This is a genomic window from Pseudarthrobacter sp. CCNWLW217 (assembly GCF_037203985.1).
Taxonomy (GTDB): domain Bacteria; phylum Actinomycetota; class Actinomycetes; order Actinomycetales; family Micrococcaceae; genus Arthrobacter.
The window spans coordinates 493,838-508,339 of record NZ_JBBCBT010000001.1 but is presented as its reverse complement, the minus strand read 5'-3'; the positions used below and the strand labels follow the sequence as shown (position 1 = coordinate 508,339).

14 protein-coding genes are annotated in these 14,502 nt (G+C 66.0%); 2 read left to right on the top strand and 12 right to left on the bottom strand.

Going from position 1 to position 14,502, the window contains the following annotated elements; translation table 11 throughout:
• Window positions 1-41 precede the first annotated feature (41 nt).
• From V9L18_RS02375 to V9L18_RS02360, 4 genes are all read right to left on the bottom strand, one after another.
• The gene (locus tag V9L18_RS02375) at window positions 42-620 is read right to left on the bottom strand and encodes a GNAT family N-acetyltransferase (protein WP_337345563.1); all 579 of its coding nucleotides are present in this window, start codon (window positions 618-620) and stop codon (window positions 42-44) included.
• Entirely contained in the window at window positions 617-1,999 is a 1,383-nt protein-coding gene (locus V9L18_RS02370; protein ID WP_337345562.1) for a lysine N(6)-hydroxylase/L-ornithine N(5)-oxygenase family protein, read from the bottom strand. Before V9L18_RS02370 ends, V9L18_RS02375 begins: the two co-directional genes overlap by 4 nt.
• Window positions 1,996-3,621, bottom strand: a complete 1,626-nt coding sequence (locus V9L18_RS02365; protein ID WP_337345624.1) for a pyridoxal phosphate-dependent decarboxylase family protein — start codon at window positions 3,619-3,621, stop codon at window positions 1,996-1,998. The genes V9L18_RS02370 and V9L18_RS02365 overlap by 4 nt, the downstream gene beginning before the upstream one ends.
• Before the next feature lie 227 nt (window positions 3,622-3,848).
• Entirely contained in the window at window positions 3,849-4,388 is a 540-nt protein-coding gene (locus V9L18_RS02360; protein ID WP_337345561.1) for a hypothetical protein, read from the bottom strand.
• A gap of 175 nt (window positions 4,389-4,563) precedes the next feature.
• Between V9L18_RS02360 and V9L18_RS02355 the strand changes: the two genes are divergently transcribed.
• Window positions 4,564-5,316 carry a GAF and ANTAR domain-containing protein gene (locus tag V9L18_RS02355; RefSeq protein WP_337345560.1) on the top strand — a complete coding sequence of 251 codons (753 nt, stop codon included), beginning with the start codon at window positions 4,564-4,566 and terminating at the stop codon, window positions 5,314-5,316.
• Window positions 5,317-5,374: 58 nt separating this feature from the next.
• Here the strand turns inward: V9L18_RS02355 and V9L18_RS02350 are convergent, their stop codons facing one another.
• From V9L18_RS02350 to V9L18_RS02320, 7 genes are all read right to left on the bottom strand, one after another.
• A complete protein-coding gene (locus V9L18_RS02350; RefSeq protein WP_337345559.1) occupies window positions 5,375-5,707 on the bottom strand; it encodes a GNAT family N-acetyltransferase in 333 nt (110 codons plus the stop codon).
• A complete protein-coding gene (locus V9L18_RS02345; RefSeq protein ID WP_443197914.1) occupies window positions 5,704-7,125 on the bottom strand; it encodes an acyltransferase family protein in 1,422 nt (473 codons plus the stop codon). Before V9L18_RS02345 ends, V9L18_RS02350 begins: the two co-directional genes overlap by 4 nt.
• Before the next feature lie 88 nt (window positions 7,126-7,213).
• Window positions 7,214-7,618 (bottom strand): DUF1304 domain-containing protein, encoded by a 405-nt coding sequence (locus V9L18_RS02340; protein WP_337345558.1) that lies wholly within the window; start codon window positions 7,616-7,618, stop codon window positions 7,214-7,216.
• A gap of 58 nt (window positions 7,619-7,676) precedes the next feature.
• A complete protein-coding gene (locus tag V9L18_RS02335) occupies window positions 7,677-8,528 on the bottom strand; it encodes a class II fructose-bisphosphate aldolase (protein ID WP_337345557.1) in 852 nt (283 codons plus the stop codon).
• Window positions 8,528-9,994, bottom strand: coding sequence for a GntP family transporter (locus V9L18_RS02330; protein WP_337345556.1), 1,467 nt, complete (start codon window positions 9,992-9,994; stop codon window positions 8,528-8,530). The genes V9L18_RS02335 and V9L18_RS02330 overlap by 1 nt, the downstream gene beginning before the upstream one ends.
• Before the next feature lie 158 nt (window positions 9,995-10,152).
• Window positions 10,153-11,052 (bottom strand): NAD(P)-dependent oxidoreductase, encoded by a 900-nt coding sequence (locus tag V9L18_RS02325; RefSeq protein WP_337345555.1) that lies wholly within the window; start codon window positions 11,050-11,052, stop codon window positions 10,153-10,155.
• A gap of 56 nt (window positions 11,053-11,108) precedes the next feature.
• Complete coding sequence (locus V9L18_RS02320; protein ID WP_337345554.1) at window positions 11,109-12,593, bottom strand: four-carbon acid sugar kinase family protein; 1,485 nt, start codon at window positions 12,591-12,593, stop codon at window positions 11,109-11,111.
• 149 nt (window positions 12,594-12,742) lie between these two features.
• Here V9L18_RS02320 and V9L18_RS02315 point away from each other — a divergent pair, with 149 nt between their 5' ends.
• Window positions 12,743-13,453 (top strand): FadR/GntR family transcriptional regulator, encoded by a 711-nt coding sequence (locus V9L18_RS02315; protein ID WP_337345553.1) that lies wholly within the window; start codon window positions 12,743-12,745, stop codon window positions 13,451-13,453.
• A gap of 24 nt (window positions 13,454-13,477) precedes the next feature.
• On the opposite strand, the gene V9L18_RS02310 is transcribed toward V9L18_RS02315, so the two are convergent.
• Window positions 13,478-14,497 (bottom strand): LacI family DNA-binding transcriptional regulator, encoded by a 1,020-nt coding sequence (locus tag V9L18_RS02310; protein ID WP_337345552.1) that lies wholly within the window; start codon window positions 14,495-14,497, stop codon window positions 13,478-13,480.
• Window positions 14,498-14,502 lie beyond the last annotated feature (5 nt).

Below are 14,502 nucleotides of genomic sequence, written 5' to 3'. Positions count from 1 at the left end.
GGTTGGGCCGCTGGCAGCGGCGTTGTCCAGCTCGATGGTGGTCACAGTGTGGCTCCCTGGCGGATCGGGGCGGAAAGGTTTTGGGGGTTGTGGAGCGCTGCGCGGGCAGCATAGTAGTCCTGGCGGGTGCAGAAGCTCAGGAGAGCTTCCTTGTCCGGCAGCGTCACCACGCCAGCCGGTTGGAAGCCCAACCGCTCATTGAGGACGTGGATTTTGGTGTTCCGGGCATCGGGCTCCACCACCACGCGTTCCACGCCGGGCTTCTGGAACAGCCGGTCCAGGACGGCGTCCATCACGGAGGCGGTATACCCCGGTGTGGGACCTCCCGACGGCGGCGCCACCAGTAGGTGCATGCCGATGTCGCCCTCCTGGACGGCATAGGCGGCGGCCAGGGGCGAGGAGGACGGACGGTACTCCTCCATCAGGAACGCGGGAACACCGCCGTCGAGCCCCAGCAAGGCGTGGTGGTGCCCGCTGGACTGAATCTTCGAGTACTCCTCCACAACGCCCTCGACTGTGGAGGACAGCATCCCCCAGAACGATGCGTAGGGCTGGGTAACCCAGCTGTGCAGGAGGGGTGCATCGGCGACTGCGTCAACGCAGCGGAACGTGAATCTCATGCGGACACGCCTGCTTTGCCTGTTGCGGGCACGTCGGCAGGTTCGGGCAGGCCAACCGGGGCGCCGAACTGCTGGAATGCGATGCTGCGCTCCACCGGGTAGACCTCGCGGCCCGTAATTTCGCGCAGGATGCACGAGTTCCGGTAGGCGGCCATGCCCAGGTCCGGGGTGACAAAGCCGTGCGTGTGCAGCTCGGCATTCTGGACAAAGATTTCGCCGGGTTCGACGCCGGTGCTGTAGTTGCGTGCCACGGCGAACCGGCCGGCGGAGTCACGGGCGATCCGGTCCTGGATGCCGGAAAGGAAGCCCGGCTCCCTGTAGGTGTAACCGGTGGCCAGGACCACGGCCTCGCTGTCCAGCACGTACTCGGCGCCCTGTTCCTCGTGCCTGAGGTGCAAGGTGTGGGAGCCGGCAGCCGGATCCCAGGCCGCACCCGTCAGCGATGAATGGGTCAGTAGCTGCGTGTCCACCATGCCGGAAAGGCTCTTGGTGTAGAGGAGGTCGTAGATGGCGTCGATCAGCTCGGAGTTGATGCCCTTGTACAGGTTCTTCTGGCTCTTGATGAGGCCGTCGCGCTGGCCCTGCGGCAACCCGTGAAAATAATCCACATATTCCGGCGAAGTCATCTCCAGCGTGAGCTTGGTGTACTCCAGCGGGAAAAACCGTCCGGACCGGGTGACCCAGTTCAGCTGGTAGCCGTGGACATCGATCTCCTGCAGGAGCTCGTAGTAGATTTCCGCGGCGCTCTGGCCACTGCCCACGATGGTGATGCTGCGCCTGGCCTGCAATTCACTCTTCCTCAACAGGTAGTCGGCGTTGTGGAGGACAAGTCCCCCGCCTTCCCTGGCCGCGGCTGAAACTATTCCGTCACAGGACGCCGGTACGTACGGCGAGGTGCCCGTGCCGAGCACCAGCCGCCGCGCCAGCAGCACCTCAGGCCCGTCCGGACCTTGCACCGAAAGCCTGTACACGCCGCCGTCGTACGTTATATCCAGCACAGTCGTGCTAAAACGCACGGACCGCAGCTGGCCGGCCACCCACTGGCAGTACTGGTTGTACTCGGCGCGCAGAGGATAGAAGTTCTCGCGAATGTAGAACCGGTACAGCCGCCCGGTCTGCTTGAGAAAGTTCAGGAAAGAATACGGCGAAGTGGGATCGGCCAGCGTTACCAGGTCCGCCATGAACGGCACCTGCAGGTGGGCCGGCTCCAGCATCATCCCCGGGTGCCAGTCGAAGGACTCGCGCTGTTCCAGGAAGACACCATCCAGCCCGTCCACCGGTTCGCTGAGGGCGGCGAGGCCAAGGTTGAAAGGTCCGACGCCGATGCCGGCGAAGTCGTAGATGCGCGGGTCAGCACGCGGGTTGTCAATGGCGCTCATGCGGAAGCTCCCGCAGTGCTGGTGTTGGTGGCAGCGTTGGCCAACAGCTGCGCGCCCGTGCCGCGAAGCAGTTCGACGATCTCGCAGATGTCCCCCAGGGTGGCCTCCGCGTTGAGGAGCGTGAACTTCAGGTAGTGCCTGCCGCCCACCTTGGTGCCGGCCACTACGGCCTGCCCTGAGGCGAAGACTGCCGCGCGAATGGCCGGATTGAGGGCATCAGCAGCATCCTCGGAGAGCCGCTCCCCTCCGACAGCACCAGCACCAGCACCAGCGGCAGCGCCCGGCACCAGCGGCCGGTACCGGAAGACCAGCGTGCTGAGCTGCGGGTTGGCGGCGAGCTCAAAGTCGTCGTCGGCCGCCAAGACGGAGCCAACCCGGGTGGCGAGGTCGATCGCTTCGTCAAACAGGGCGCCGATCGCGTCCGCGCCCATGATGCGCAGGGTCAGCCAGAGCTTGAGCGCGTCAAAGCGGCGCGTGGTCTGGATGCTCTTGTCCACCTGGTTGGGGATCTCGGCCAGGGCCGCGCTTTCCGGATTCAGGTAGTCCGCGTAGTAGGTGACGTGCTGCAGCATGGTGCGGTCCCGGACCAACAGGGCGCTGGAGCTGACCGGCTGGAAGAACGTCTTGTGGAAGTCCACGGTGACGGAATCGGCCAGGCGCGTCCCGTCCAGCAGGTGGCGGTAGCGGTTCGAGACCATCAGCCCGCCGCCATAGGCAGCATCAACGTGGCACCAGGCCCCGTAGGCGCGGGCCAGCGCGGCGAGTTCTGCGAGCGGATCCACGGCACCGAAATCAGTGGTCCCGGCGGTGGCCACCACCGCCATCGGCACCAGCCCGGCGTCGTGCGCTTCCGCCATGGCCTCGGCGAGGGCGGCGGGGTCCATCTTGTGGTCCGCGGCGCATGCGACGGAAGTGACGGCGTCGAACCCCAGGCCCAGCATCGACGCTGACTTCTGGATGCTGAAATGGCTGTCGGCAGACGTGAAAATACGCAGCTTTTCCAGTAGCGCGGGCAGCCGGAGCCCGGTGTTGGCCGGCTCCTGGCGCAGGCCGGCAACGGCGTGGTTGCGGGCGATCAGCAGGGCCTGCAGGTTGGACTGGCTGCCGCCGGAGGTGAACACGCCGTCGGCAGCAGCCCCCAACTGCAGCCGCTCGGCCGTCCAGTCGATGAGCCTGCGCTCGATCATCGTGGCGCCAGCGCTCTGGTCCCAGGTGTCCATCGAGGAGTTCACCGCGGAAAGGATGGCTTCGCCTACCAGCGCCGGGATCACCACGGGACAGTTCAGGTGGGCAGCGTACTTGGCATCGTGGAAGTAGATGGCGTCCCGGAGGTAAACGGACTCCAGCTCCTCCAGGGCGGCGGCAGTGTCCGGGAGCGGCCGGTCCAGGTCGACGGCGCCGATGCGCGCTTCCATTTCGGCAGGTCCGACGCCGGTGAACGGCCGTGTGGTGCGGTCCAGTTTGGTGGCCACGGCATTGACACCCTGCAGCACCTGCGCCACGTAGCGCGTCGAGTTCCGCTTGTTGAACAGATGGTTGGTGGCAGCGAGGGCAAGCTCCACGCGGGAGCCGAAATCCTGTCCGGGCAGGGCGTGGCTCACCTGGTTCTCGTCCACGTACATCTCATCAACACGGGGCAGCAGCGGCACGGTGGTCATCCTTAAGTCGACGTTGGGGGGTCTTTAGCAAGGTAAGCCTTACTTAGGCATGCCTTTTCGTCAAACTTTTGTGACCTATTTATCGAAACCGCGCCAATCCAGGGACTTTCAGGGACCGGAGTGCGTCATTGACTGGCGGACCTTGGACAACAGGGGCAAAATACTCCCGCTCGAACTGGCGGGCACCTTGCTCAGAGGTGGACGTGAAGGGCCTTGCCTGCACGTTCGCGCGTGGAACGCTTGGCCGAGGCGGCGCGGGAGGGGCGCACCGGATGGGCGGGGTCCGTGGGCTGGTTGGGATGCTCCACCATGGCCGCCTTCGCGGCGTCACGCCGGGCCGCAACACTGTCGGCTGCGGAGTGGATGGGGCACACCGGCAGGTAGACCGGTTCCAGGAGTGTCAGGCGGAAGTCATCGGCCTCCTCGAGGGCCGCTGCCGCGGCGAGCCCCATCGCGTGATGAATGGCCGCATGCTGCCCTGACTTATGCGAGCCCGGACTGGCGATATGGCGAAGGTGCGCCAGGACACTGGCATCCAGGTGGATGGCATGCCGCAGATCCAGGGCTATCTCGGGGGCGGAAGCCAGTCGCTGCGCCCGGAGGAGCAGGTGAAGCAGTGCCGGAAAGTTACTCTGTGTCAGGCAGCCGCCAACATCTACGCTGATGTTTCCCGGGTCCACATCAACGTGGACAACAATTCGAAGCTTGTGATGGGACAGTTTGTGGCTCATGGCGGTCTCCGCATAGGTGCCGGGGGCCGGCTGCATGGCCCACCATCGACTCTACAAAGATGTCGCGCAGGTCACAATATTGCGCCTCCCCATTAACGTGCGTCGAGTGGACAAGCCGTAGCCAACGCCCCAATAGTGTCGGTTCTTTAGTGCCGGACGGGGCCTAAACTGGACTATGGACCCATCAGCGCTGAAGGCGCTCCGTCACGGCGACGACGCCGTGGTGGAACAGCTCCAGAACATCGTCATCGACAGCACGGACGTGAACGAATTCCTGCATGAACTGTGCGACTACGCGGCCCGCGCCATTTCGGAGTCCATGGAGCTTCCGGTGGTCTGCGCTGTGACGCTGAGCAGGCGGCACCGGACCACCACGGCTGCCTGGAGCGACCCTCGGGCCAAGGTGATGGACGAAATCCAGCACAACCATGGCGCCGGACCATGCCTCCATGCCATGAACGCCGGCATCACTGTCCTTGTCCCTGACACCCGGCATGACAAGCGCTGGCCGGAGTATGGCCAGGCCATCGCGCAGCTTGGCCAGCTCAGTGTGCTCGCCGTTCCGTTGACTCTGGACGGTGATTCCAAGGCTGCCCTGAATATTTTCGCCCCGGACGTGAACGTGTTCGGCTCAGCCGCCATCGAAGATGCCGAGCTCTTTGCCGCCCATGCCCAGAGCTCGCTCCGGCTTGCTGTCCGGGTTGCCGCCAGCCAACAGCTGGCGGCGGATCTCAGGGCGGCCATGGAGTCCCGGACGGCGATCGACCTGGCGGCCGGAATCATCATGGGACAGAACCGCTGTTCCCAGGAGGAGGCGATGGCCATTCTGGTCAGGGCTTCCAGCAGCCGCAACCAGAAGCTCCGCACCATAGCCGAGCAGCTGGTGGCGGCAGTCGCCCATGAGGCTCCGGTCACGCATTTCCACTAAGCGCCGGATCGATCGGGCGCAGAATCAAGTAAGCGCCGTGCCACCTGACGTCCCGTGGCTAAGCGTCCTCGGGCCAGTCGATGTATTGTTCGTAACCCTCATGCTGGCGGAGATAGCCGGCGATGAACGGGCAATGCGGGATGATCCGTTTACCGGACGCCACCACGTCATCCAATGCGAAATGCGCCAGCACTTTGCCAAGCCCCTGGCCCTTGAACTCCTCTGCGGTCCCCGTGTGCGTGAAGTCAATGTGCCCTGGCCGGTCCCGGAAAAAGGACTGCACAGCTACCTTCCCGCCGACCCGCAGCTCATAGCAGTGGTGGGCGTCGTTCCGTGCAAGCGAAACGTCGGGGCTGAATTCGTCCTCGGTGGAAATCATGTTCTCCGTCATGGTTCGACACTGGCACTACTTGGCCCTGCTGGCAATGGCCCGCCCGGCTGCCCGCCGGACAACCCTCCGGACGACCCATCGGACAATCCGTCCGACAACCCTCCGGACAATCCGCCGGTTAATCCGCCGCGCTCCGCCGCACCGGCGGGCACCCGTTCCGGCATCCTGCCGAGCAGCAGCACGGCGAGCGCGAAGCACGCCGCTCCCCCGCCGAGGAGGCCCAGCGTGAGGCCGTTGAACGCGGCGTCGCCCACCGGAATGAAGACCACGACGGCGGCCGTCACCACCGCTGCGGCGGGCCGGCCGCGGGTGTGGACAGACGCCGTCGGACGTTCCTCAAGGCGGCCGAAGGCGCCCATGACCGGAAGCAGCAGGGTAACGACGCCCAGGAGTACCAGCGGCCGCGCCCACCACCACGCGGCGGTCCCCGCAGCCGGCTTGGGGAAGTCGGTAAGCAGGAGCAGGCCCGACATGGCCACGAGAAGGGGCAGGTGCCAGAGGTAGACGGTCATGGACCGGCGCCCGGCAACAGACACCAGGGCGCGCACCCAGCGAACCCCTGCCACCCAGTGGAGCCCGGGACGGACCATCTCAAGGAAGGCAGCCTGGGCTACGCCCAACAGGAGCAGGCAAAGGTTGGGTGGATTGAGGTTCACCAGCATGTTTCCCGAATAAAGGCCCAGTCCAGTGAGGACCCCCAGCACCAGGTTGGCCGCAACGATCAGTCCCACCAGGGAGGAGCGGGACAGCCTGGCGAAGTGGCCGTCCGCCATCAGGAAGCCCAACTGCTGCACGGCGCACCACAGGAACACCAAGTTGGCATATGCCAGCGAAGGCAGGACGCCGCGGAAGCAATCAACCGCCACCACCAGGGCCGTCAGGCCAACCAGCGTCAGCCACGGCGCCCGGTCATGGAAGCGGGCCAGCAGGGGAATGTTCAGCTGTGCAGCCAGATAGGCAGCCAGGAACCACAGCGGCATGCCCGCGCCGGCGGTCATCAACTGGATCACCTGGGGGTCCACACCCAGGAGCAGTGCCGCCCAAAGCCCCAGGAACATGCAGGCCAACAACGCGGTCGCCGGCCGGACCAGGCGGAGCAGGCGGGACTGGGCGAACTCGAAGCCGGTGCCGCCCCGGGCCTTGAGCCGCCGCCAGGACTGCAGGCCGGTGGTCCCGCCCGTGACGAAGAACAGCGGCATCACCATGAAGATCCAGATGACGGGCACGAACCAGGTCTGCTCCCCGAGGGTGTTCTCGGTGGTGACGGTGCCGTCGCGGTGCAGGACCGGGCTGACCATCATGCAGTGGCCCACCACCACCAGGGCCAGGCAGAAGAAGCGGACGAGGTCGATGCCGAGGTCGCGCGTGTTCGCGGGCTCGTGTTGCGGGGATGCCCCCTGCTCCTTCACACCACTCACGTCCGGTCCTGAAACTCCCGAAGTTGCTACTACCTACATTCTGCGCCTGTATGAGTAGCTTGGCGGCCGATCGGCGCCTGGCGGCGCGTCAGGAAACCACGGCCAGCAGTCCCAGTACGACGGCGAGCAGCGGAGTGGCGCCCTGGATGGCGGCGGCACGGAGGTACTTTTTCCCGCTCAAGGCGAGCACCACGGCGGCCAGCAGCATGGATCCGCAGCAGCTGAAGACCAGGGTCCACCCCACTATGGACTGCGCCGACCCCTCGGCAGCGAAGGCTGCGCAGCCGATGCCGATGAACGCGCCGATGGCGAGGAACAGGTTATAGAAACCCTGGTTGTACGCGAGCGGCCTAGTGGTCTCGGCGTCGGCCTGGGACGCAAGCCCGAAGCGCTTCCAGGTGGCCGGTTTGGTCCAGGTGAAGGATTCCATGGTGAAGATGTAGACGTGCAGGGCTGCGGCGATGAACGCAAAAAGGAGGGAGGCCAGGATCATGGCATGATCCTAGCCTCCCGTTCCCTCAAAAGACGGCTGGAGCGCCCCGCAGGAACTCTCAGCGGCTGAGCATGCCCAGCGCCGACGTCGCGAACTCCCTGGCGGAGGAGTTCCAGTGGCCCAGCAGGCCCTGCAGGTTCTCGCCGTCGGCCCGGTGCACCGGCAGCTGCTCCTGGAGCGTGGCCAGCACGCCGGTACGGAGTTCGGTGTTGAAGTTCACCTTGCCGACGTTCATGGCGGCGGCCTTCACCAGCTCCCCCGCCGGAATGCCGGAGGCGCCGTGGAGCACCAGCGGGATGTGTGTCCGCACGGCGATGTCCTGGAGGACGTCCCAGCGCAGCTGCGGCTCGCCCTTGTACTTGCCATGGACGTTGCCCACGGCGACGGCCAGCAGTTGCGCGCCGGTCCGGGCCACAAAGTCCTCCACCTGGGCGGAGTCCGTCAGGCCAGCCACAGCCGTGCCCGCTTCGTCCGCGCCGAAGGCCCGGTCCTCGTCGCCGGCCAGGCCACCGAGTTCGGCTTCGAGCACGACGTCGGCACCCACCAATGCGCGTGCCGCCCGGACCAGCGCAATGTTGTCCTCGTACGGAAGGGAGGAGCCGTCCGCGAGGACCGAATCCGCCCCCGCGGCGACGGCGTCGGCCATCACCGACAGGTCCGAGGCGTGGTCCAGTTGGACCGCCACCGGAACGGACGCACCATCAGCCAAGCCGCGGAGCGCGGTGATCAGGCGCAGGCCGTTGGACGTGCCCGCGGTCTTGGGGGCCACCAGCAGGATGACCCCGTGGCCCGCGTCTTCGGCCGCGCCCACAACAGCCAGGGCGGTGGTGAAGTCGTAGCAGGTGAACGCGGGGACAGCCGATCGCCGCTGCAGGGCGGAGGTGACCAGATGGTCGAGTCGGGTGCGCATTAGACGCCCAGGCCTCCCACCAGGATCCAAGCCACGAAGGTCAGGAGGAAGCCTGCCAGGCCCAGGATGGTGGTGAGCACGGTCCAGGTCCGCAGGCCGTCGGAAACGGTGAGTCCGTAGTAACGCACTACGGTCCAGAAGCCGGCGTCGGTCACGTGGGACAGGCCGAGCGAGCCGAAGCCGATGGCGATCACGATGACGGCGATCTGCGCCGGGGAGTAGCCGCCTTCCATCACGGCGGAGGTCAGCAGGCCGGTGGTGGTGACGATGGCGACGGTCGCCGAACCCTGGGCTGCGCGCAGGGCGAGGGAGATGACAAAGCCGAGCACGATGACCGGAAGGCCCAGGTGGTCAAGCGTCTGGGACAGCGCGGCGCCGATTCCGGAAGTGCGGAGGACTTCGCCGAAGACGCCGCCGGCGGCGACAACCATCAGGATGGAGGCGATGGGAGGCAGCGCGCCTTCGAAGATTTCGCCGGTCTCCTTCAGCGACCAGTTGCGGCGGACAGCCAGCAGGAAGAAGGACAGCGCGACAGCCACCAGGAGGGCGAAGAACGGGTTGCCGATGAAGGCCGCGAGGCCGTACCAGGAGTTGTCCTTGGGGATGGTGAGGGTACCCATGGTGCCGATCAGGATCTGCACGATCGGCGCGGCGATGAGGAAGATGATCAGGGCCGGGCGCGGCGGGGCGATGGCCGCGGCGCCGGGGCCATCGTGGCCAACCTTCACAAGGGAATCGGAACCGAACTCGTCCACCTGGGCTTTGACCGAAGGCAGCAGCTCGTAGTCCTTGCGGTTCATGATGCTGGCAACCCAGTAGGACAGGAAGCCGAGCGGGATGCAGATCAGAAGCGAGATGAGGGTAATGAGCCCGATGTCGGCCCCGAACACACCGGCACCGGCGACGATGCCCGGGTGCGGAGGTACGGCCACATGGATGGCCAGCATGATGCCGGCCATCGGCAGGCCGAACTTGACGGGGTGGACGTTGGCGATCTTGGCGAAGGCGTAGACGATGGGGACCAGCACGATGATGCCCACCTCGAAGAACACGGGAATGGCCACCAGGAAGCCGACGGCGGTGAGGGCCACCGCCACGCGCTTGGCACCCAGCTTCTCGGTGAAGTGCGAAGCCAGGGACTGGACACCGCCGGAGACCTCGATCATCCGGCCCAGGACCGCACCGAGGGCGATCAGCAGGGCCACCTTGCCCATGGTGCCGCCCACGCCATTGGCCACAACGGTGAAGACGTCCTTGAGCGGGATCTGTGCGGCCACGGCCACCAGGATGCTCACGGTCAGCAGCGCCACGAAGGCCTGGATTTTGAAGCGGATGATCATCACGAGCAGGATGGCGATGCCAACGGCGGCGATGGTGAGGAGCAGCGGAGTGCCAAGCTCTACTGCCGGTTTGATAGCTGGGGCGTCAGCCGCCCGCAGTATCAGGGGGTTCATCAGGTGGTTCATGACGGTGTCTCCTTTGACGAGCCAGTCTTCCAGAAGACGGGCGATCAGGCGCTAATTATTTCTGTCGGGGGAACGCTGGGAGGTTCGACGACGGCGGAGGGGGGACCGCCGTCGTCGGGCTTGAGGGGAGGTACTTTGGCGGTTGTGAAGTTGGGTGCCTAGGCGGTGCGCTTGGTGGGCGCAACAACCTTGATGACGGCGGAGTCGTCGGAAGCGGCGAGGCCCTGGGCCTGGCCGAGAAGGTAGAGCTGTTCGGCAGCGGCGGCGACCGGCGCAGCCAGGCCGGCGGCGCGGGTGGCCTTGCCCACGATGCCCATGTCCTTGACGAAGATGTCCAGGCGGGACAGGACCTCGGCGCCTTCCTCGGTGTAGGCCTCCAGGATCCGGGGGCCGCGGTTGGAGAGCATAAAGGAACCTGCGGCGCCGGCTTCAAGGGCGGCGAGGGTCTTGGCCTGGTCCAGGCCGAGGGCATCGGCGAGGGCCATGGCCTCTGCGGCGGCAGCGATGTGGACGCCGCACAGGAGTTGGTTGACGGTCTTAAGGGCCTGTCCATCGCCGGGCTTGTCGCCCACCACGGTCAGGGTTGAGGCCAGGAGTCCCAAGGCCGGGGCGGCTTTTTCGCGGGCTTCCGGGGAGGCGCCAACAACGATCAGCAGGTCGCCTTCGCCGGCACGCTTGGGGCCGCCGGACAGCGGTGCGTCCACCAGTTCCACACCGTATTCGGCCAGCTGCGCGACGGTGGCCGGGATGGCTTCGGTGCCGACGGTGCTGCCCAGGATCACGACGGCGCCCGGCTCCAACACCGAGGCCACGCCGTTCTCGCCGAAGAGGACGTCATTGAGTTGTTCCCCGTTGCGGACGGCCAGGAGCACGGCGTCGGCGCCCTTGGCAGCTTCGCGGGCGGTGGCGAATGTAGCGATGCCTGCTTCTTCGGCGAGCTTCAGGCGGGGTTCGGCGATGTCGAAGCCGTGGACGGTCAGCTGGGACGCGAGGCGCGTGGCCATGGGCAGTCCCATGGCTCCGAGGCCCAGGACGGTGACGGTGTAGTTGCTGGTCATGGTGTTCTCCGTTGAATGTGTGCGGTATCGGTGGAGCCGGCGGGCGTAAGTGGGGACTAGAAGGTGTTGCTGAGTTTGCGGGTGACGTCGGCGAGGGACTGGTCATCGCCCACGTTGCCGGCGAAGACGATGTACGGGATGCCCTTGGCGGGCCCATCCACCGGCTCCCAGAGGGAGACGATGCCCGGCAGCATGGGTCCGCGGACAATGGCGTGGCGGATTTCCAGGCCGTGCGCGGCAACGTCGGAGGACGTGATGCCGCCCTTGGCGATGACGAACCGCGGCGGGAAGGTCTTCAGGGTCCGGTTCACCACGGCGACGACGGCGGAAGACACCGTGCGTGCGATCCGGAGGCTTTCGGCCGGGCTGTCGGTTTTGATCAGCAGCCGGCTGGTGTGGACGATGACGTCGCGGGTGCGGAGTGCGTCCACGACTGTGTCCACCGTCTGGTCCAGGTAGGCGTCCGCGGCTGTTTCGGTTTCGGCGGCCAGCAGTTTCTCGACGTTTATCTCGACGATGTGCGCGGCGCTGTGCTGCTCGGTGAGGGCCTTCAGCTGCCGGGTGGTGACCCCCACGTGGGAGCCTACAACGATCAGTCCGCCGGCGAGGGACGGGGTGTTGCCGGCGTAGGCTTCGGCGCCGCTGAGCTCGGCGCGGATTTCCTGGCCGATCCGGGCACGGCCAAACGGCGGGCCTACGCGGTAAAGCAGCTTCTTGCCCCGCCGTTCGGCTTCGTCCAGGCCCAGGGACAGGGCGCGGAGGTCGTTTTCGGTAACAATGTCCGCCACGATCGGGGTGGAGTTGGTGGCGGGTTCAATGGCATCCGCGATGGCGTTCGCAGTGGCCCGCGGATCGGTGGAGGCGCGGATGATGTTCAGGTCCAGGACAATGACGGAATCTGCCGCAAAGCGTCCCTGCGACTTCTCCTCCACATACTTGGACATGTCCGAGTTGGCGAAGCCGAAGGTGGCGTCCCTGGCGAATTCGGTCTCGGCTACCGGCGTGAGCTTGCCGGCGTCCTCCCCGGTGCCGCGCATGTAATGCACGCCGCCGATGGTCACGCGTCCGGCGTCGGGGAAGGCCGGGACGAGCACCACGCCGTCGGTGGCTTCTCCGCTGACCTTGGCCACGGTGGCGGCGATGACATCGGGTTCCAGCGGGTAGTGGCCGCGGAGGGTGGAGTCACTGCGGCTCACGAACCCTAGGCGCAGGCCGGAATCGTCCGACCCGGCGGCGGCGAGGGCATTGCGGACCACTTGCTCGTTCCGGGCTGCCGCTTCGGCTGGGTCCAGGCTGCGGGTATTGGTGAGGACGTAGACAGCGGGCTTGGCCTGTCCAAAGGCCCATACGAAGTCTTCGATTTCCCAGCGGGTCAGGACGGGCAGATCCGCAACCGACTGGGTCCCGGTGGGGTCGTCGTCGAGCACCACCAGCATGCGGGGAGATTCGGCGCTGGACGCAGCGACGGCGTCAGCCACCAGTGCTGCAGGGATCCGGACTTCGGCCGGATAGGCGGCCAGGACTTCTGCTTCAAGCGTCATGCTGCACTCCATTGTGGGTGAAATCGGTGGTGAGATAGATATTTGTAAGATGTCTGACATCTAACATTTAGGAATAGTGTGACACAGCACATTGGGGACGCGCAAGTAGACTTGTCAGACATATTTGCCACGGCCGAGCAGGGGAAAACATGGCACGGAAATCACTGGTGGACGTCGTAGCCGACGAGCTTCTGGACCGCATCATTGCAGGCGAGTTCCCACCTGGATCCAGCGTGCCCGGGGAGCTTGAACTTAGCGCCAAACACGAAGTCAGCCGGATGACCGTCCGCGAGGCCATGAAGACCCTCGAGGCCCAGCGGATCCTTAGCGTTGAGCGGGGCCGTGGGACGTTTGTGAACCCGCTGAACCGATGGGCTTCCCTGGAGGCAGTGTTACGGGCGGCGTCGGAGGGCAAGAACGAGGCCGACGCGTCGGTCCAGCTCATCGAGCTCCGCAGGATGCTGGAGACGGGGGCCTGCGAGCTCGCTGCAGGCAGGATCGGCGATGCCGATATCCAGGCGCTTTACGGATGCGTGGCCGCCATGCGGGCAGCGAACCAGTCCAACGACCTCCCCGCGTTTGTCGAGGCGGACCTGGCGTTCCATGACCTGATACTGCACGCCTCCGAGAACGTTTTCGTGGCAGTGCTCTTCGAACCGTTGCACCGGGTCCTGGCGAAGCGTCGGGCCGAAACGTCTGCAGTGCCGGAGATCCAGGTCCACGCGATAGCCCACCACCAGAACATTGCAGAAGCCTTGGAGTCCCGGGACGCCTCCCGTGCCCGCCAAGCCATGGACGACCACATGCAGCAGACCCTCGATGACCTCAAGAACCTCGTGCTGGGCGCGCCCAGGGCTTAGAGATTAGGGAGTTTTGACGCTTGGCTATTTCGCCCGTGGCGCGGCAGTGGTGCCACGAACCACCAGTTCTGTGGCAACTTCCAGCGCAACCGGAGCCGCCGGCCCCTGCTGCTCGAGCTGTTCGGCAACGATGCCCACAGCCATGGACGCCAGCTGGGCGAGCGGCTGGCGGACGGTAGTCAGCGGCGGCGACATCAGTGCGGCCTGAGCGATGTCATCGAAGCCGACAATGCTGATATCCCCTGGAATCTTCAGGGAACGGCCAGCGGCGGCGTTCATGACCCCGAGCGCCTGGAGGTCGTTTGCGGCGAAGATCGCTGTGGGAGGCTCCGGCAGGTCCAGGAGGTCCCCGCCGTGGCGGACACCGGACTCAATACTGAAGTCGCCATCGCGCACCAGCTCGGGCAGGACGGGCAGCCCCGCCTCGTGGAGTGCGGCAGCGTACGCCGCATACCGTGCGCGGCTGTGTCCGGATCCGTGCCCGCGTCCGGTGATAATCCCGATGCGGCGGTGGCCCAGCTCCAGCAGGTGTCCCACCGCGGCGAGCGCTCCGGAGAACGACGCCGGGCTGACGCTGGGTATGGTGAGGCCCTCGGCGCCTTCGGGATCCACCGCCACCGCGGGAATGTTCAGGCTCCGCAGTGTGGTCACCAGCCGAGAGCCGCGCCGTGGAGCGAGCAGCACCACGCCGGCGAGCCGGTTGGCCGAAGATTCCCGCAGCTTCCGCCAGTTCTCGGCCGTGGCGTGCTCTGCCCGCGTATAGACAATGGAGTAGCCGAGCCGCGAGGCAGCGGCCTCGGCGCCCTCCATGATTTCCAGTACCCAGGGCGAGTCGAAGTTGTTAACCACCAACTGCAGCAGCCCCGGCTGGTCCGCCGGGACGTTGCGTTTGGTGTAGTCGAGGTCCTCCAGGGCCTGGCGCACCTTTGCCCGCGTTGCCTCGGAAACGTGCGACCGGCCGTTGAGTACTTTCGACACGGTGGGCACCGAAACGCCTGCTGCTGCAGCCACATCTGCGATCTTGGGGCGCGGAGTGGCTGTCAACGGTG